The organism is Paenibacillus sp. FSL H8-0079 (assembly GCF_037991315.1).
Classification (GTDB): domain Bacteria; phylum Bacillota; class Bacilli; order Paenibacillales; family Paenibacillaceae; genus Paenibacillus.
In genome coordinates, this window is record NZ_CP150300.1 from 1,442,056 (window position 1) to 1,461,304 (window position 19,249).

Consider the following 19,249-nt stretch of genomic DNA (forward strand, 5'->3'; position numbering starts at 1 on the left):
GCATCTCTCTAACAAAATAATGTTATAATACTTTACGTCTATTTTCCTATCGATATAATATAGATAAGTACTTTTGACAAGGGGTCAAAAGAAGGGAAAAACAATGACAAAACACCTGAATTCGGGATGGCCGAAGAGGTCGAGGGGGAAATCATATGTTCAGCAGATTCAAGATCAAGAGTATCGGTCTGCGTATCAGCATCGCGTTCTACTTGTTAATCCTCTGTTTAATTGTTTTGAGTGTCACGATTGTCACCCGGATGAATTCAATTGAATCCAACACCAACGAAATTACGAACAATTGGATGCCATCAATCCAGCAAATTAACCGGTTAAACTATACTACAGAGCATGTCCTGTCACTAAGTTATCGTCACTTTGACGCGGATGAATCGGACAAGGCATTCTTGTCAGAAGAGCGTACCAAGTATATTCGTGAAACGACGCAGGCGATTAAAATTTATGATCAGCAGGAGAAGTCTCCCGATGAACTCGAACACTGGACTGCGTTCAAGAACAAATGGGAAGCATATCTCAAGATTAATACGCAATCGATCAAGCTGAGTGATGAGGGTCAGACACAACTGGCGAAGGAAGTATCTGAAAAAGGTGCCGATTCCTTTGACGCCATGCAAGTCGATCTGGATTATCTTGTGGAATACAATCAGGAACAGTCCAATCTTGCTGCCGCTCAAACGATCAGATCTGTGCAGGATGGCAGATTGTTCATCATTTTCGGAGTTCTCATCATGATTGTTATTACAGCGATTAGTATTCCAATTATTCGTTCACAGGTCGTAAAGCCACTGCTACGTGTCATTAGTGCGGTGAAACTGATTGCAGAAGGCCAATTGAATGTTCAGGATATACATACCAAACATGAGGATGAAGTCGGTGTTCTGGCCAAAGCGGTCAATGACATGAAAGGTAACCTGACTTCGATGGTGCTGAGCGTCAGACGAATTGCGGAAGCTGTCAATCGGCAGAGCGGTGAACTGGCAATCTCCTCGGAAGAGGTTAAGATTGGTAGTCGCCAGATTGCTGTGACGATGGAAGAGTCGGCTAAGGCCGCGGAAAGCCAAGCAGAGACAGCCGTGGAATCAGCCCGTACGGTTGAAGTTTTGAATGATCACATCCAGAAGCATACGGAACAAGGCAGTCAGTTGCGCGTCATGTCCGATCTTGTACTGGAGCAAGGTCTTAATGGTCGCAAAGCGATGGAACAGTCCGTGCAGCAGATGCAACAGATTTCTGGTTCGGTCTCGGCTTCCATGAACAAGATGGAACGTTTGAATCGTAAAAATGAAGATATTTCCAAGCTGGTTCAGGTCATTCACGACATAGCACGCCAAACCAACCTGCTGGCATTGAATGCCTCTATTGAGGCAGCGCGTGCGGGAGAGAGTGGACGCGGATTCGCCGTAGTGGCATCAGAAGTGCGGAAATTATCTGAAGCTGTGCAGACTTCGGTCGAAGAGATTACGGCGATTACCGAGGACATTCAACAGGATTCACAAGGGGTAGTTGCAGAATTGCGCACGGGTGTTCAGGAGACCGAACTGGGTCAGGAACATGTGCTTGCTTCAGGTCAACTGTTCCGTACAATTAATGAATCGGTGGAAGGCATGGTTGGTGTCATCAGCACCATGACGGATGGTCTCACAGGCATGCAGGAAGCAAGCGGACGCATGAATGATTTCAGTCAGCAGATTTCCGCTGTTTCGGAACAATCGGCAGCCAGTGTGGAGGAAGTTTCGGCATCGGCAGAAGAGCAGGTCAGTTCCATGGAAACGATTAGCGGCAATATTCAAAGTCTGAAAGAATTGTCTGAAGACCTGCTTACATCCATTGAAAAATTAAAAATATAACCTTCTTCTTTTAATAGAAGAAACTGGACTTACACAGGCAGCAATTCGTGAAAATTTAGCATAATTTTGAGCTGTTGGTCTATAACGAAAGTTGACAAAAAGGTATCAATTTCCAATGCTGTAATCTCAAATAAAGTAAGGTGTTCCCGAATAATGGGAATGCCTTATTTTTTTTCTTTCTAATAGATATAAGCAGGGAAAAGACAGTTGTCTAGGAGCCTAACATTGTATACAATGACTACCTGAAGCTAAGTTACAGCCAATATTCGCTATGTCTTCAATAGGCTAGTATTTATATAGAAGTGCGTGTTCAAAAAGGTTGGTTTTCAGTACCGAGAAGATGGGATGAAGCTAGAAATGGAGTAGTGGAGCGTAGGAGGAGACTACGTGAGCAACGGACATTTCGGCTGAGTTCCATATTCAATGCTGATGATGCCACTAGGCATCCTTCGTAATCAAAAGCGAACTTTTTGAACAACCTCTAGAAGAAACATGAGTTTTGCAGGAAGGAGAGGATAACTTTGTCTGAAAAATTACCTGGTATTCACCCTGTTTCTGGGAAATACATCTACACCTTTGCTTGCCATGAGAACGAGCGCGAATTATGCACGCTGGAGCTGGACACACTGCTCGAACCGAGTTCGGAGATTCGCTCAGACGGGGGTTCGTATGTGTGGTCCGAACGATGTATTCCACCTGGACGTAGCCCTTTTATCCACGGCAGATTGGACGTGATCGGCGAAGGGGACACTGTGACGGATCTGCTTCCTCTTGCCAAAGATATTCACCTGCTGCCAGATGAGACATTTAAGGTAGTCTGTCTGAAAGAAGGCGATCATGCCCCTGATTATGAACAGTCTCGTCAACTGGAAAAAGAAGTCGGTATGTGCATTAAAGGCAAGGCACAGATGAAGCAACCTAAGGTGACTTTCGGCCTAATCCAAACAGGAGAAAAATGGATCTTGGGCCAGTGGACAGAAGCGGATCGATCTTGGCAAATTCATAGGCAGAAGCCGCAAAACTACTCGACTGGATTGGGCATCACGCTCGCCAGAGCATTGGTTAATATTGCTGTTCCGAAGGTGGAAAACCATTATTTGCTTGATCCGTGCTGTGGTATGGGAACGGTTGTAATTGAAGCTTTATCCATGGGAATTGATGCAAAAGGTAACGATCTGAATCCTCTGGCTGTCCGAGGTGCACGTATCAACCTACCGCATTATGGATATGATTCGGATCGAATCACACTGGGAGACATGAATGAACTGGAAGGTATGTATGATGCAGCAATTCTGGACATGCCCTATAATCTCTGCTCTGTACTTCCGGATGTTGAGCAACGAGCCATGCTGGAGAGTTTGCGCAGATTGGCAAAACGGGCGGTGATTGTTTCCACAGAGTGGGTAGAAGAGCACTTCTTGGAAGCAGGATGGACCGTAAAAGAGTACCGAACAGTACACAAAGGCACGTTTATACGTCATATTTGGCTATGTATGTAAGCGTAAAAAACAAAAGCTCTACCTCTAGGGAAACTTACCAGAGGTAGAGCTTTTTACTGTGTACATTTCAATTGTACTAACCGTTTACACGAGAACGTAGAGGACAGAAATAACCTGAAGAAGTGGAGCTAAAAGCTTTCTGTAAGAAAGCTGCATCGGAAGCATACTCTTCACCTTTATTCACAGATTTTAACCTTTCTAAAAGTGAATTAAAAAAATCTGGGAATAACAGTGATCGGAAGGTTGTTCTGTCATCGAAGTTGCAAGTGTAAGTTTCTTTAGTTCCATTGATATCGTTGATCTGATTTGCACAATATTGCATGGGAACGGGTGTTTGTGTTAATATTTATGACTATAATCCACAAGGTTCACCGGCAGGGTATCGCCAGCGACGTAAGCTTCCAAATTTTTGACGAAAATATCAACTGCTCGATCCGCGTATTGCTCTGTACTTCCTGCAATATGTGGCGTAATTAACACGTTATCCAAGCCCCATAGCGGATGGTCTGCAGGAAGAGGTTCTTCTTCGAATACGTCCAATGCTGCGAAGGCGACCTGGCCGTTTTGGAGTGCATTCAGTAACGCTTCCGTTTTCACACTGGGGCCACGGCCCACATTGACGAAGCAGGCACCGGATCGGAACTGCTCAAATGCAGTTTGATCATATATATGTTTGGTTTCATCGGTTAGCGGTAAAATGTTAATTACATAATCACCCTGGCTCAAGGCTTCATGTAAACCAGTCATGTCGTACATTTGATCCACATTGGGGACATCCTTACCTGAGCGGCGAACTCCGATCGTGCGCATGCCCAGTGCTTTGAGAATGCGGGCTGTTTCGGTTCCGATCTCACCCACACCAACAATGACCGCTGTTTTGCCATGCAGTTCCGGCAGTGGTTTGGCAGGAGCTTTCCATTCGGCCTGCTGTTGATGCAGCATAGCTTGTTTCAGCCAGCGACTGTGGGATAACATCATGCCCAGAATAATTTCGGTGATTGGAATCGCGTGAACTCCATTTGCACTGGTGACTTGAACATTCTTTTGTTGCAAATCTGCGAAGGGGAGACTGTCCACACCTGCGGACCAGACCTGGACCCATTTCAACAGGCTGTCCTGTTTCAATGCATGTTCAGTGACGAGTGGTGACCAGCCGAAAATAATCTCAGCTTCTTTCAACTCAGCGGGGTCCAATTCCTTAGCTTTTCCAAATTTCAGGGTGTATCCCGGTGCAGCATTCTGAATGCGTTGTTGCTGTTCTTCGGATAGAGATGGAAAACATACAATTTTACCCATAATGTGTGGTCCTCCTGAGATAAATAGTTTGATGAGTTTGATAATTGAAGTGTATCAGATTTAATGTTGGATGTGCATTAAGGTGGAAAATGCAGGAATCTAGCCTTATTTGCAAATTCTGATCTTTGTGTCACTCTATACTTACCCAACTTGAAACAATATGTATAGTTATGAAATAATAGAGCGAACTTTAGAGAGGTGTATGCAATGAATAACCAATCATATCAGGATCATGCATCCCGGCGGGAAAGATTGTTTGTAGCGATTCGTCTTCCTGTAGCTGTTCAGCAGTCTCTTCAGATGGATGCGAGGCTTGTACAGAACAAGCTTGATTTTCGTAAATGGACAGATCATAGAGATTTTCATATAACCTTGCAATTTCTGGGGGATACCTTCGTTAGTGACATTGGACATCTTCGAAAAGTATTGCGCGCAGCAGTAGTTGGATTCCAGGCTTTCGAACTTCAGCCATCGGGCTGGGGCACATTTGGGCTTGAAGAAGCCCCTAAAGTGCTCTGGAAAGGTGTTAGCGTAGAGGTCAATCAATTGCTTTCGTTACAAAAAGAGATCGTGAAGGCTACTTCAACCCTTGGGTATGAAGCTGAGTTAAGACCATTTGCTCCGCACATTACAATCGGCAGAAAGTTTATGGGTCAGCTTCCAGGTAATGAGAATAAAGGGGTGTCAGGAGTGCTTCCGGAACATTCCACAGGTGCTAATTCATGGATGGTGGAGGACGTTGTACTTTATGTGACAAGGCTTGAACAATCGCCAATGTATGAGGTCGTGGATACGTTCTCTTTTTCCTGAAAATCATTTTTATGCCATAAAATCACATTGACATAACGTTTATCCCTATGTAATATTAGCCATCGTTATTCAAATTCTTTTTTTTGGGTTACTTAGATTAGGGAATTGTTTCGACAGGAGGAATCTTCGAATGAACATTATAAGCAAGAATCGTTGGGTAGCACCGATGTTATCAGTGCTGCTTGTATGTATAGTGGGGGTAAATGTCGTTCAGGCGACGGGGAAGTGGAATGAAGCTAGTGATAGTAAACAGATGACCGAACTTGCGGCTTCTGTGCAAAATAACCAATCATCTACGCAAGAAGAGAGGCGCATGATGGAAGATGGGACAAGTCTGTCCTCTAATCTGTCTACCCAAACCGTAGCGTGGACTGAAACTCTGCCAGCCAAGAACTGGCTAACGACTGCTCAAGAAGAGCAGGAACTGCAAGAAGCCAAGGCCAAGAACAAAGCTAGAGCAGTAGCTGCGGCCAAAGCTAAAAAAGAAGCTGCACTGAAATTGGCCAAAGTGGAACGAGCCAAGGCGGTAGCTGCTGTAACAACCCCCCCAAAAAAACTATACTTTACGCGGACCGAACTTTTGAACCAGGAAGACTCGAAACTTGCAACCTGGTCATACAGTGTGTCCGATAAAGAACTGCATCTGCTGCAAAAAATTGTCATGGCAGAGGCAGAAGGTGAACCGTACGAAGGCAAAGTGGCAGTTGCCAATGTTGTCTTAAACCGGCTGCGGTCAGCCAATTTTCCCGATACCATTTACAAGGTGATCCATCAGAAATCCCAGTTCAGTCCTGTAGCGAACGGACGGTTGAAACGTGTGGTTCCCAACGAGGACAGTATCAAAGCAGTAAATGCTGCGCTGAATGGGAAGAAGGAAGTTGCCGATGATACGTACTATTTCTTGTCATTGACGCTTGCCGACGATCTGACAGTTGCTCGCTCGAAGAAAAAAGTAAAAACGATCGGTCATCATACTTTTTACAAGTAATCGACCCGTAAATTCTGCAAACAGGCAGGGTAGTCAACTGTGTGTGTATCACACGGACCTTGAAAAAGCCTGAATCGTAGTTTTATTTCGTTATTTTCAAATATCGTTATACTCTAAATTACCCTTTTTTCTGCCAAATCATACGGTGGATCCAGTGAAAATAAAAGAAGGTTCCCTTCCAAAATTACGGAAGGGAACCTTCTTTGTATATAGGGAGTATTTGTCTTGTCCCCTATAACACCTCGTGAGAGCTATTCTATAGGTCCATAGAGGCATCAGAATGGCATTCTGGTACCTGACAAGGATGTGGCAGTAATTCCGGCTGTGAAGCGCTCTACGGGCGTTGTTGTGACTTCGGATGTTGTTGGGAATAATAAGTCATGAACAGCTTGTGCACAACACGTTGGATCGTAGGCCGAACGGTTACCTGAATTGTGCGCTACGTTCAGCGGGCTTTCAGCTTGAGAGGATGCCTGCACACATAATTGTCTGAAACGATTGGTGATTACGTTGGCAGAGTGAATGACCTGGCCGTATCCGGCTTGTACAAAGTATTCACAGTTCTCTTCCTCTTGACCCGCCAGCGGAGGGATGAACAGCATCGGTAGACCCTTGGCTAGTGCCTCAGTGCATGTCATGCCACCTGGCTTCGTGATCAGCACATCGGATACATCCATCAGTTTGCTTACTTCCCGCGTATATCCCAGAATGCGAATATTAGGGTGCTGGAAGCAAGACATTTCCTTCATTTTCGCGATCATTTTCTCGTTGCTTCCTAGACAGAATACCAATTGAACACGATCTGCCCAGGACGTGAGAGCTTTCATATGATCCTCATCAAACGAAAGTCCCCAGCCTCCACCCATGAGCAGCGCGGTAGGCATGTTCTGAAGCCCCATCTCTTCTCGTAGCTTCACCTTGTCGCCAGCTTCCCAGAAGTCTGGATGCACAGGGATTCCTGTGATCTGAATGTGGGAGGGATCGACACCCCGGATCTCAAGCAATGCTTTGACCTGAGGGGTAGAGACCAGATATTTGTTCACTTCCGGGTTAATCCATGTTCCATGCACATCATAATCCGTCACGACGGTATAGAGCGGGATATTCAGACCCTGCCGTTTAAGCCGGGAGATCACTGCATTTGGAAAAGGATGAGTACAGATCACCGCATCCGGTTTCAGCTGGGATACGACTTGTGCCGTTTGTGTATAGAAAATCCGGTGCAACGCCAGCTTGGTAAAGCCGTTTAATGATTTGTTATACTGTGTGCGATACAACAGGCTGACCAGTTTGGGTTGAACCGATAGTGTCTTTCGATATGCAGAAAAGATTAGCGGAGCCACTGTCGGATTTAAAAATTTGCCTAGTTCAATGACACGACTGTGAACATGTGGACTGACTTTTTTGATGCCATGTGCCAGCGCATGAGCGGCCTGAGTGTGACCGGTACCGAAACCTTCCGATAATAAGAGCACTCTTGGTTTTCGCATGAGTTCACCTTTATTCATAAGTTTTAATTCAAAATGAAGATATTCATTGTTTATTCTAGCTATGGAATGCGTTACTACATAAATATACATTGAAGCGCAAAATCATGTTTCTTCTATGAATATTTACACCTTATATCTTACAATGAGACAACCTAAACTTCATTATATATACGTATTATTTGAGTCATCTTACACTATAGACGACGACAGAAGGAGTTTCCACTGCATTTAGGTTAAAAAATATTAACACAATTTTTTAATTGTTAGGGTTGCAATCTGTTTTCGAAGGTGGTATTGTAGTTTTTGACCGAATGACTGAATTGTATTTTTGGTCATTTATATAGAACGTTTAAACAATGAATCAGCATAAAGGAGGGATACGATGGCTCCGATTGACAGGAGACAGCAGGTTATTCATGCAGCAGCCCAGTCGTTTGCCATGTTTGGATACAAAGCAACCACGATGGATCAGGTCGCCAAGATTGCGAACGTTGGCAAAGGAACGATCTATACGTTTTTCACGAATAAAGAACAATTGTTTGATCAGATCTTGGTAGAAGTGATTCAGGAAATGAAGAACATCGCGCATCGTGAAGTACATCAGGAAAGTGCATTTTTCGATAATCTGTTTCGAGTACTGGATGCCTTGTTGGAGTTTCGTCGTGATCACGATCTGCTCGTTAAGTTATCTCAGGAACTGAAGGACTTTGGTACACTGCAGGCCAAGGAAGGTTTGGACAAAGTGGAGAAAGTGATCTCCGACTTTCTGGCTAAGGAACTTGAGAAAGCAAAAGACAATGGAGAGATTCGAGATTGTGATCCGCAAGTCGTCGCATTTATGATGATTCGCCTGTACATTGCACTCACCTCAGACTGGAGCAAGCAACATCAACCGCTGAGCAAAGAGGAAATCAAGACTTACTTTCGCCTTTTCTTAATGGAAGGAATTGCTGCTGTAACGTAATCCGAATTTAATCTACTATAATATAAGGATTTTCACGCGTATCAAGCAGGGAGGCTTGTCGGAAGACAGGTTGTTTTTTTGCTCTAAATTGACCGTTTGAGGAAAGTGGTCATTTCGTGTTTCAGTATATTTTCTGGAATGTGACATTGTATTTCATTATGGTTATTCCTGCTCACAGAGCAGAGAGATTAAGGGGAGAAAATGACATGAAATCTTTATCCGTGTTTTTCAAGGATGTGGGATCGGCCGTGAGAAACCCGAAGGTGTTGATCCCTGTTATTGCAATTATGTTTATACCGATCCTGTATAGTGGCATCTATCTGGCAGCCTATTGGGACCCGTATGGTCATGTGGATGAGATGCCGGTTGCCGTTGTCAATCTGGATAAAGGTGCTGAGCTGGAGGGCAAATCCCTCCATGTAGGTAGTGATCTGGTGGATGAGCTGAAGAAAAATGCAGATTTCAAATGGGATTTTGTCAGTGCCAGTCAAGCTAAAGAAGGCATGAGTAATGACAAATATTATATGCAAATTACAATTCCGGAGAACTTTTCATCCCAAGCAACAACGTTGCTCGATGACAAGCCAGAGCCGGCTGATCTGATCTATGAACCCAATGGCAATTATAGCTTTGTGGGTGCACAGATCGGTAAGACTGCCATTAAAGATCTGAAAGCGAAGGTCTCGGCCAAAGTTACGGAATCCTATGCAGAGACATTGCTCGATAAGTTCTCCGAGGTATCTGATGGTTTAGCGGAGGCAGGCGACGGAGCAGGGGAACTGAATACGGGTGCAGGTAAACTGGATGATGGTGCAGTGAAGCTGAAGGATAATTTGGCGAAGCTCGCATCTGGAACGCTTGAACTTCAGGAAGGACTTTCTCCATTAAGTGATGGCGTTAATGCATTGCATACGGGGGCGACCAAGCTTGAGAGTGGAACATCGAACCTCGTCTCCGGTTTGCAACAGCTTCAGGCAGCCGCTTCGAGCCAGCTTCAGAGCGGAGCTGATCAGTTGACGGATGGCAGTGCCAAGCTGGAAACGGGACTGCAGTCCTCACTGGATGGCACAGGTAAGCTGCAAGTTGGCTTGCAATCGTCCGAACAGGGCAGTGCCAAGCTGTCCGAAGGGCTGCAAACGGCCGTTCAGGGCAGCGGTACACTGGCAACAGGCCTGCAATCGGCTGTAGATGGCAGCTCCAAGGTTGCTGATGGCGCACAGGGCGTAGAAGCCGGATTGAAACAGCTCGCTGCATCGAACCCGGAACTGGCTGAAAATGCGGATGTACAGAAACTGCTTGCGGCAAGTGAAGCTGTTGCTGATGGCAGTGCGCAATTGCATGAGAGCGAGCAGAAGCTGGCACAGGGTGCAGATCAGTTGCATCAGGGTAACCAGCAACTGGCTGCGGGTGCAGCCGAGCTTCATGGAGGTCAGGAGCAACTTCTAGCTGGTGCGAACCAGCTGCTGGATGGCCAGAAGCAATTACTGGCTGGTGCCGGACAGCTTAGTCAAGGAGGCGCGAAGCTCTCTGATGGCCTGAAGCAGTTTAGCGGCAAACTGGGCGATGCTGCAAGTGGCGGTACATTGCTTGCGGATGGTGCCAAGCAGCTGGATACAGGTACAACAGCTTTGCAAACGGGTGTAGGTAAACTCAGTGGTGGCGTTAGTTCACTAACCGATGGTTCCAAGCAACTGGGTGATGGCGCAGGCAAACTGGCTGACGGCCTTACTGAATTAAAAGATGGTTCTAGTGAACTGGCCACCAAGTTGAATGATGCCGCACAGAAAACATCCGAAGTTAAGAAAACGGATGATGTGGTGAACATGTTTGCTGAACCTGTCAACTCTTCGGAGAACACAGCAGAGAACGTGAGCAATTATGGTACAGGATTGACACCATTCTTCCTGTCCATCGGTCTGTTCGTGGGATCGTTAATTTCGACAATAGTATTGAAAATGCGGGAAACGTCCGTACCTGGTGCAACAGGCTGGAATCGTTTTGTTAGCCGGACACTGGTATTTGGCTCCGTGAGCATTTTCCAATCGGTTATCGTGGCCAGCTTCATGTTATACGGTCTTGGACTGGAGACGCACAGCGTCGGGTTGTTCTATCTGTTCACCATTATTACGGGGCTGACCTTCATGTTTATTGTTCAGGCACTTGTAACTTGGCTGGATCTGCCTGGACGTTATGTTGTCATTCTGCTGCTGGTCTTCCAGCTTGCGGCTAGCGCAGGTACTTTCCCTGTAGAACTGATTCCATCATGGCTTCAAGCATTTAGTCCTTGGTTGCCAATGACACACAGCATTATGGGCTTCAAGGCTGTTGTATCGAGTGGCAATCTGGATGTGATGTGGCATCAGGCAGGAATTCTTAGTATCTATGCGGGTGTATCCATCGTGTTGACGCTGGCCTACTTCCTCTGGAATGGCAGACGTCCGAAAAAAGAAGTCGAACGGGCTGATTCTGGTCAAGTTGTGACGGCATAAGTCCAACCGGATCTTCAGCAACGTGAGATTTACGAAAAAAAACTTTATTTTCATGTAGCGAAATTATGCAATATAGTAGTCAAATAGTGCAAATAGCCTGCGGCCCCAAAATGGGGTTGCAGGCTATTTTGTATACAAATGCATAGAGAAGCAAAGATTCGCTGGATCAAGCGGTGACAATTTGGTGGAATAATGGATAAACACAGGCTGCATATGGAACGATTTTCTTCTGTCAGCAATTTAATTCAGTTGTACTCTGGCTTAAAAAGTGTATAATTATTCGAAAAAGAGATGAATTTAAACGTCATTACAGTAAAGCTGTACTGCAAAACATTTCTTATCAGAGGTATTAAAAAGTTTAAATTGCGCTGATGTTAGGTCGGTGTTAAAATAATAGAACTATATCAAAAAACGTCGCTCCTTATCAGTAGCCGTGCCAGCGGCTGCGTGTTGATTTATACATGCTGTTTGCCGGATCGTCCGGATCAGCTCATCTCATTTAATGGCTTCTGCCCAATAGCAGGCACATACTTTTGACAGTCTCATGCTGTCGCCTCTTCTATCTAGCAGGCTCTATCGCAAGCGAAAGGCCAGCTCCTCCCGTTTCATTGTTGCCTGTTGCCTATGTTCTTGATCTTTCCGAAATACTTCATTATAGAAAGGTTGCGTTCCATGAGACACATCGGATTACCTCCAAAACAGGGTCTGTATGACCCGCAGTTCGAAAAAGACGCATGCGGAATGGGTTTTGTTGCCAACATCAAAGGAGTACCTTCACACGATATCGTTAGTCAGGCACTGACTATGCTTAGTAACATGGAGCACCGTGGAGGACAGGGAAGTGAACCGAATTCCGGTGACGGAGCAGGTATCCTGATTCAGATTCCACATCGTTTTTTTGCACAGGAAGCGGAACGCCTTGGTTTTGTATTGCCTGAACAGGGATTCTATGGCGTAGGGATGTTGTTCCTTTCCCAGGACCCTGCCATTCGCAGTGCGCATGAAGAGAGCCTTAAGAAGATTATTGAAGAAGAAGGTCAGACGTTCCTGGGTTTCCGGGATGTTCCTACTTTTGATGAAATGCTGGGCCGTTCTGCACTTGCAGCGAAACCTTATGTACGTCAGGTGTTCATTGGAAGATCCACAGATGTGAAGGATGAGCTTGGATTCGAGCGTAAGTTGTATGTTATTCGCAGACGCGCTGAGCTGGCTATTCGTTATTCGGCAGATGAAGCAGAAGGTGGTTCATTCTACCTTCCGAGCATGTCTTGTCGCAAAATTGTATATAAAGGCATGCTGACAACTGAGCAAGTTGGCGGGTTCTATCTGGATCTACAGGAAGAACTCGTGGAATCGGCCATTGGACTTGTGCATTCCCGTTTCAGTACCAACACCTTCCCAAGCTGGGAACGTGCCCACCCGTATCGTTTCATGATCCACAACGGTGAGATCAACACGATGCGTGGTAACGTGAACTGGATGCATGCTAGGCAGTCCTTGTTCGAGAGCGAGTTGTTCGGTAACGACATCGCAAAAGTAAAACCGGTCATCAATCCGGACGGTTCGGATACAGCCATGTTCGATAACACGCTGGAGTTCCTGTATCTGAGCGGTCGTTCCCTGCCACACGTGGCGATGATGATGGTTCCTGAACCTTGGAGCACAGATGAGGGCATGGACCCTGCCAAAAAGGCATTTTATGAATATCACAGCACAATGATGGAGCCTTGGGATGGACCAGCAGCAATGGCCTTTACAGATGGTTTGCAAATTGGTGCAACACTCGACCGTAATGGATTGCGTCCAGCTCGTTATTATGTAACCAAGGATGACCGTATTATCTTGTCCTCTGAAGTTGGGGTATTGGATATCGCACCGGAAGAGATCCTGTACAAAGACCGTCTGCGTCCAGGTCGGATGTTGCTCGTGGATACACAACAAGGCCGCATCATTGCGGATGAGGAAGTAAAAGCAATCATTGCAGCCGAGAATCCGTATCAGGATTGGCTTGATGAGCATTTGATGGATCTGAGCGAGTTGCCGGAAGCACCGGAACTTCCTGATCCAAAACATGATAACGTGACCCAGCTTCAGCTGGCATATGGTTATACATTTGAAGAGCTTCGTAAAATCCTGGAGCCTATGGCAACAACAGGTATGGAAGCTACCGGTTCGATGGGGTATGATGCACCGCTGGCTGTCCTTTCGGATCGTCCACAGCGTCTGTACAACTACTTTAAACAGATGTTCGCGCAGGTAACCAACCCGCCAATCGATGCAATCCGTGAAGAGATTGTAACGTCTACGGCAACAACCATTGGTCCTGAGCGTAACTTGCTGAACCCTGAACCGGAGAGCTGTCGCCAGATTCGTCTGGATACACCGGTATTGTCCAATGAAGACTTTGCGAAGATTCGCCATGTGCGTCGCCCAGGCTTCCGCTCCATGACGATTCCGATCTTCTTCACCGCTGCGGAAGGAGCAGAAGGACTTCGCAAAGCGATGGAACTTCTCTTCGAAGCTGCAGACCGTGTCATCGACAAAGGTCATAACATTCTGATCCTGTCTGACCGTGGTGTGGACGCTGAGAATGCTGCCATTCCTGCATTGCTTGCTGTAGCAGGTCTGCATCACCATCTGATTCGTCAGGGAACCAGAACAAAAGTCAGCATTATGCTCGAATCCGCAGAGCCGCGTGATATTCACCACTACGCATTGCTGCTGGGTTACGGTGTAAGTGCGGTGAACCCTTATCTGGCCTTTGAAACGTTGGATGACATGATTCAGCAAGGGTTGCTGCGTGGTATCTCGCATGAGAAAGCAGTGAAAAACTACATTAAAGCAGCTACCAAAGGCGTTACTAAAGTGTTGTCCAAAATGGGGATTTCTACGATTCAATCGTATCGTGGAGCTCAAATCTTCGAAGCAGTGGGTCTGAAATCGGACTTCGTTGACCGTTACTTTACCTGGACACCTTCCCGGATCGGCGGAATTGGGTTGGAAGAAGTGGCAGCCGAAGCGTTGACACATCATAACCGTGCCTTTACGGAAAAAGACGGTAACGATAAAGTATTGGATTCCGGTGGCGATTATCAATGGCGTAACGACGGAGAAGAGCATCTGTTCAATCCGCAAACCATTCATACCCTGCAACACGCAGTACGTACTGGTGATTACAAGCTGTATAAAAAATATTCCAAGCTCGTGCAAGGTGAGAATGATCAACTGTTGACTATTCGCTCCATGCTGAAGCTGAAACCGGTTGGAGCTTCCATTCCACTCGAAGAAGTTGAATCTGTAGAAGATATCATGCGTCGTTTCAAAACGGGTGCGATGTCCTTCGGTTCGATCAGTAAAGAAGCACATGAAGATCTTGCCATTGCTATGAACCGTGTTGGTGGTAAATCGAATACCGGTGAAGGTGGAGAAGATCCGGCTCGCTTCATTAAAGATAGTAACGGGGATTCCCGTCGCAGTGCGATCAAACAGGTAGCATCCGGACGTTTCGGTGTTACATCCAACTATTTGGTTAATGCCGACGAGATTCAGATCAAAATGGCTCAGGGAGCAAAACCTGGTGAAGGTGGACAGCTGCCAGGACGTAAAGTATATCCTTGGGTTGCTGAAGTTCGTGGATCAACACCAGGCGTAGGTCTGATCTCACCACCACCACATCACGATATCTACTCGATTGAGGATTTGGCGGAGCTAATCTATGACTTGAAAAATGCCAATCCGCGTGCTGAGATCAACGTGAAGCTTGTATCGGAAGTGGGCGTAGGTACCATTGCAGCGGGTGTAGCCAAAGGCCGTGCTGATATTATCCTCGTCAGCGGTTATGACGGTGGTACAGGTGCATCACCGCAAGGTTCGATTCGCCACGCAGGTATGCCTTGGGAACTGGGTCTTGCAGAGACGCATCAAACGTTGATGCTGAACAACCTGCGTGACCGCGTCGTCCTCGAAACAGACGGCAAAATGTTGAACGGACGTGACCTTGCGATTGCAGCCTTGCTTGGAGCCGAAGAGTATGGTTTCTCTACAGCACCACTCGTTGCACTTGGTTGTATCATGATGCGTGTCTGTCAAATGGATACCTGCCCAGTTGGTGTAGCGACACAGAATCCGGAGTTGCGTAAAAATTATATGGGTGATCCAGCTCATGTGGTTAACTTCATGCGATTTGTTGCAGAAGATATGCGTGAGATTATGGCTGATCTTGGTTTCCGTACCATTCAGGAAATGGTCGGACGTACAGATTGCCTCGAAACGGTAGAAGCCGTAGATCACTGGAAGAAAAAAGGTGTGGATCTGTCTGTATTGCTGCACGTGCCTGAAATGCCGGAAGGCTCTACACGTTACCGCACACAGCATCAGAACCACCAATTGGAAGAAACGCTGGATATGCAGCAATTGCTGCCACTTGCACACTCTGCGATTGAATCCGGTCAACCGGTTGAAGCGGTACTTCCAATTACGAACGTTAACCGTGCAGTAGGTACCATTTTGGGTAGTGAGATCACACGCAAATATGGACTCGCAGGATTGCCTGAAGATACGGTTAAATTCAAATTTGTTGGCTCTGCTGGACAAAGCTTTGGGGCCTTTGTACCTAAAGGTATGACCTTGACTGTTGAAGGGGACTCCAATGACTACGTGGGTAAAGGACTGTCCGGTGGTAAACTGATCGTGATGCCTTCTCCGAAAGCAACATTCGAGGCGGAAGACAACATCATCATCGGTAACACGGCTCTCTACGGCGCAACAAGTGGTGAAGCGTATATCCGTGGTATTGCGGGTGAGCGATTTGCTGTACGTAACTCGGGCGCCAAAGTCGTCGTTGAAGGTGTCGGCGACCATGGTTGTGAGTATATGACGGGTGGACGTGTCGTTGTACTCGGCGATACAGGTCGTAACTTTGCAGCAGGGATGTCCGGAGGTATTGCCTACGTGTATGATCCGGAAGGCACATTCCTGAAACGTTGTAATCTGGAAATGGTTCTTTTGGAGCGTATCGAAGATGTGGCTGAAAGTGCAGATCTTCGAGGCATGATTCAACGTCACGTTGCCAACACGGGAAGTGCTGCGGGTCAGCGCATTCTGGATAACTGGCAAGATGCGGTGAATCAGTTCGTTCGGGTTATTCCGAAGGACTTCAAACGCATGACAGAGCAGATTGAACGGATTCAGGCGACTGGTTTGACTGGAGAAGCAGCATTGCTCGCAGCATTTGAAGCGAACATGCGTGAACTTGCACGTGCTGGAGGCTAATAACTTCCTTGTTCAAGTGTAAGTGCATGAACAGGTTGTATTAAGAATAATAGGAGCAATATGGTTGCCATTTTGGCGCCATATTGCTCCTATTTGGCTTTCGACAAAATTAGAACCCGTTCAAAAAACGTTATCGCCATGAGACGACAACATTGAGGAAGTTTCTCAAGTATAATAAGGCTAGTTTTGGAGTGCAGGGAAAGTATAAAGATAAGAGAGGTTAGAGGAATGAATATGAAGCATCCAAACAGGGGCGATCGTAAGCCGACAGGTAAACAAGTCGAAGCAACCCAGATGGACATCATGAAGGTGTTACTGCAATGCGGAATCGACCCGGAGCGTTGGAACCAATTCGTATCCTCCGTCAACAACAAGCGTCCTTGACACAATAGACAACCATAGAATGGAGGGAATTCAAGACACAAAAAAAGCCCAGCAGCCGGAGAGTGCATCTCTCGGGAACTGGGTCCTCTTTTCGGGTTTAGTCCATGCTGCGTTCCATTCGGACAAAAGCAATAAAACGACGTGCCTCTTCTTCCGTTAAGGACTTACCATCAATCATCAGATCAAAGCGCTCCAGCACTTCCTTGTCCGATAACTCCAGAGTGTCAACGAATTCACGTACGTCTTCATCCATCTCGACATCACTTTGCTTCGTACGTCCAATGAGATAATCAATGGACACGTCAAAGATGTCGGCAAGTCTCGTTAACACTTCGAAATCCGGTTTACGTCGGTTCTTCTCGTAGTGGGAGAGAGCAGCTCTTGTAATATGAATGGAGCTCGCAAGTTCTTCTTGAGTAAGTCCCCGCTGTTCCCTTAATTCAGCAATGCGATTTCCGTAGCTCATAAGCTATTTCCCCCTGAACGACATCAAATATATATTGAAACAATCCTGAGCCAAGTTTTTGATCAGGGCAGCTTTCCTGCAAAAGAGTAACTCCTCATGTGTTTCCTTTAACCCATTTCCATTTGTAAATAGGTCTGTCTAAGGACATCTCAAATTGTCGTAAATCAAAAGAACCATGTCCAAATACCGCTTGACATGATACGTATTGTATCGTAAATTGGACGTATGGAGTTACAAAATGTATCATTTGGAATATTTTAAGTATCTCCTTGTTGCCTCCACCATATACCTGTGAGAAGGAAGTAGAGGCAGTCCATGTAGGCTAATCCATTCTAAAGGAATGAAACCATGAATTCAATAATTCAAGAATGGGCTGATATGAAATTAAATGTCCATATGTACATTCAGGAGTTTCATGGGAAAATGATAGACCGCAAAAGACGTCCCGTTCTGTTACTTGGAATGGACACGCAAGCGATTACCTTCCTGAGCGACCTGAACTTGCCAGTATCATCAGAAATGCTCATTGGTTTGGATGTTGAAGATCATCATGTATGTGTAAGACTTCACGCAAGGTTGCAATGGAAACAGCCCTTCGGAGAGCTCACAATGTATCATTCAAACTTGCATATTCAGCACGAACAGAAACTATATATAACTGGACAGTTAAACGCAATGATTACTGAAGTTCAGTTTCCAACGGTTTCCCGTTTTCAGTATGAAAAGGCGACAGAGCAAAGGGCTCTGCAAAAAACCTATCATTACATTAATTTCACCATATAATTCCAAGTCGAATCTTAACATTTTCTGAATAAAACATGTACTTAACGCCATTTTACTATATTTCATAGCGTTATGCATTAGTTCTTTAACACCAAAAGCATTTGCGCAATGAATAAAAGGGCGAGGGGGATCATACTATTTCAGGAAGTTTGGATATGGTTGAAATGCACTGCCACATATTATCCGGTCTGGATGATGGTCCTGTTCGAATGGAGCAGTCCGTTGCGATGGCTGAGAAGGCGGCAGCCTCAGGAATTACCTCCATTATTGCTACTCCGCATCACCTGAACGGGCAATACAACAATGAACCGATGGTGGTCAATCAGGCCGTGAACCTGCTTCACGCAGAACTTCGCAAACGTAACATTCGCCTGGAGATCCGTCCCGGACAGGAGATCAGGGTGCATGACAACCTGATTGGAGACTTATATGCAGGAAAGTGCTGCACACTCGCCGGAAGCCGTTACATGTTGCTGGAACTGCCCTTTGGTCATATTCCCTCACAGTTCCCCAGGATACTGCATGAATTACGAATAGCGGGAATTACCCCTATTATTGCTCATCCGGAACGCAATCGTGTCATTTTGAAGAAGCCAAAGCTGTTGGCTGATTATTTGAGTCAAGGTGGGTTATGTCAGCTCACGGCTCAATCTTTCACAGGGCTTTTCGGTCGAAAAGTTCGGCAGTGGTGTTTTCATTTTTGCAAAGAAAACGGGTTTCATTTCATTTCATCAGATGCACATGATACGTGCAAAAGGACGTTTGCCATAAGTGAAGGAGAGCGGGTCATCGAGCGTCGATTCGGACCTGAAGCCGTCAAAAAGCTGGCAGAGAATGCATCCCACATTCTATCGAATTCGAACCTGGTCACAGAACGCTGGAAACCTCGCAAATGGCTACTGTCCATCTGGTAGTTACATAGGTTTGATCACAACATATAG

At 46.0% G+C, this 19,249-nt stretch carries 13 protein-coding genes; 10 read left to right on the plus strand and 3 right to left on the minus strand.

Annotated features, from left to right (window positions below; genetic code table 11):
- The first annotated feature begins 155 nt into the window (after window positions 1-155).
- Complete coding sequence (locus tag MHI06_RS06310; protein WP_340400861.1) at window positions 156-1,868, plus strand: methyl-accepting chemotaxis protein; 1,713 nt, start codon at window positions 156-158, stop codon at window positions 1,866-1,868.
- A gap of 521 nt (window positions 1,869-2,389) precedes the next feature.
- Window positions 2,390-3,367 (plus strand): RNA methyltransferase, encoded by a 978-nt coding sequence (locus tag MHI06_RS06315; protein WP_340400862.1) that lies wholly within the window; start codon window positions 2,390-2,392, stop codon window positions 3,365-3,367.
- A 339-nt stretch (window positions 3,368-3,706) separates the two neighbouring features.
- Here MHI06_RS06315 and MHI06_RS06320 read toward each other — a convergent pair whose 3' ends face one another.
- Window positions 3,707-4,663 carry a D-2-hydroxyacid dehydrogenase gene (locus MHI06_RS06320; RefSeq protein WP_340400863.1) on the minus strand — a complete coding sequence of 319 codons (957 nt, stop codon included), beginning with the start codon at window positions 4,661-4,663 and terminating at the stop codon, window positions 3,707-3,709.
- A gap of 207 nt (window positions 4,664-4,870) precedes the next feature.
- Here MHI06_RS06320 and thpR point away from each other — a divergent pair, with 207 nt between their 5' ends.
- A complete protein-coding gene (thpR, locus tag MHI06_RS06325; RefSeq protein ID WP_340400864.1) occupies window positions 4,871-5,473 on the plus strand; it encodes an RNA 2',3'-cyclic phosphodiesterase in 603 nt (200 codons plus the stop codon).
- A gap of 130 nt (window positions 5,474-5,603) precedes the next feature.
- On the plus strand, window positions 5,604-6,461 hold the full coding sequence (locus MHI06_RS06330) for a cell wall hydrolase (RefSeq protein WP_340400865.1): 858 nt from the start codon (window positions 5,604-5,606) through the stop codon (window positions 6,459-6,461).
- Between the two features lie 275 nt (window positions 6,462-6,736).
- Here MHI06_RS06330 and MHI06_RS06335 read toward each other — a convergent pair whose 3' ends face one another.
- On the minus strand, window positions 6,737-7,951 hold the full coding sequence (locus tag MHI06_RS06335) for a glycosyltransferase (protein WP_340400866.1): 1,215 nt from the start codon (window positions 7,949-7,951) through the stop codon (window positions 6,737-6,739).
- Window positions 7,952-8,333: 382 nt separating this feature from the next.
- On the opposite strand from MHI06_RS06335, the gene MHI06_RS06340 reads away from it, so the two are divergent.
- From MHI06_RS06340 to MHI06_RS06355, 4 genes are all read left to right on the plus strand, one after another.
- Entirely contained in the window at window positions 8,334-8,915 is a 582-nt protein-coding gene (locus MHI06_RS06340; RefSeq protein ID WP_036611349.1) for a TetR/AcrR family transcriptional regulator, read from the plus strand.
- Window positions 8,916-9,121: 206 nt separating this feature from the next.
- Window positions 9,122-11,404: a YhgE/Pip domain-containing protein gene (locus MHI06_RS06345; RefSeq protein WP_340400867.1), complete on the plus strand. Its 2,283-nt coding sequence runs from the start codon at window positions 9,122-9,124 to the stop codon at window positions 11,402-11,404.
- Between the two features lie 672 nt (window positions 11,405-12,076).
- Window positions 12,077-16,675: a glutamate synthase large subunit gene (gene gltB / locus MHI06_RS06350; RefSeq protein WP_340400868.1), complete on the plus strand. Its 4,599-nt coding sequence runs from the start codon at window positions 12,077-12,079 to the stop codon at window positions 16,673-16,675.
- A gap of 228 nt (window positions 16,676-16,903) precedes the next feature.
- A complete protein-coding gene (locus MHI06_RS06355) occupies window positions 16,904-17,059 on the plus strand; it encodes a hypothetical protein (protein WP_167350832.1) in 156 nt (51 codons plus the stop codon).
- Between the two features lie 97 nt (window positions 17,060-17,156).
- Here the strand turns inward: MHI06_RS06355 and MHI06_RS06360 are convergent, their stop codons facing one another.
- A complete protein-coding gene (locus tag MHI06_RS06360) occupies window positions 17,157-17,525 on the minus strand; it encodes a helix-turn-helix domain-containing protein (RefSeq protein WP_169480192.1) in 369 nt (122 codons plus the stop codon).
- Between the two features lie 348 nt (window positions 17,526-17,873).
- Between MHI06_RS06360 and MHI06_RS06365 the strand changes: the two genes are divergently transcribed.
- Both MHI06_RS06365 and MHI06_RS06370 read left to right on the plus strand, forming a co-directional pair.
- Window positions 17,874-18,308, plus strand: coding sequence for a hypothetical protein (locus MHI06_RS06365; RefSeq protein ID WP_340400869.1), 435 nt, complete (start codon window positions 17,874-17,876; stop codon window positions 18,306-18,308).
- 155 nt (window positions 18,309-18,463) lie between these two features.
- Window positions 18,464-19,222, plus strand: coding sequence for a CpsB/CapC family capsule biosynthesis tyrosine phosphatase (locus MHI06_RS06370; RefSeq protein ID WP_340400870.1), 759 nt, complete (start codon window positions 18,464-18,466; stop codon window positions 19,220-19,222).
- Window positions 19,223-19,249 lie beyond the last annotated feature (27 nt).

Excerpts from the sequence above, each read along its gene's own strand:
- MHI06_RS06320 (WP_340400863.1), bottom strand. The coding sequence starts at position 4,663 with ATGGGTAAAATTGTATGTTTTCCATCTCTATCCGAAGAACAGCAACAA.
- gltB (WP_340400868.1), top strand. The coding sequence starts at position 12,077 with ATGAGACACATCGGATTACCTCCAAAACAGGGTCTGTATGACCCGCAG.
- MHI06_RS06340 (WP_036611349.1), top strand. The coding sequence starts at position 8,334 with ATGGCTCCGATTGACAGGAGACAGCAGGTTATTCATGCAGCAGCCCAG.
- MHI06_RS06355 (WP_167350832.1), top strand. The coding sequence starts at position 16,904 with ATGAATATGAAGCATCCAAACAGGGGCGATCGTAAGCCGACAGGTAAA.
- MHI06_RS06360 (WP_169480192.1), bottom strand. The coding sequence starts at position 17,525 with ATGAGCTACGGAAATCGCATTGCTGAATTAAGGGAACAGCGGGGACTT.
- thpR (WP_340400864.1), top strand. The coding sequence starts at position 4,871 with ATGAATAACCAATCATATCAGGATCATGCATCCCGGCGGGAAAGATTG.
- MHI06_RS06365 (WP_340400869.1), top strand. The coding sequence starts at position 17,874 with ATGAATTCAATAATTCAAGAATGGGCTGATATGAAATTAAATGTCCAT.
- MHI06_RS06330 (WP_340400865.1), top strand. The coding sequence starts at position 5,604 with ATGAACATTATAAGCAAGAATCGTTGGGTAGCACCGATGTTATCAGTG.
- MHI06_RS06345 (WP_340400867.1), top strand. The coding sequence starts at position 9,122 with ATGAAATCTTTATCCGTGTTTTTCAAGGATGTGGGATCGGCCGTGAGA.
- MHI06_RS06310 (WP_340400861.1), top strand. The coding sequence starts at position 156 with ATGTTCAGCAGATTCAAGATCAAGAGTATCGGTCTGCGTATCAGCATC.
- MHI06_RS06335 (WP_340400866.1), bottom strand. The coding sequence starts at position 7,951 with ATGCGAAAACCAAGAGTGCTCTTATTATCGGAAGGTTTCGGTACCGGT.
- MHI06_RS06370 (WP_340400870.1), top strand. The coding sequence starts at position 18,464 with ATGGTTGAAATGCACTGCCACATATTATCCGGTCTGGATGATGGTCCT.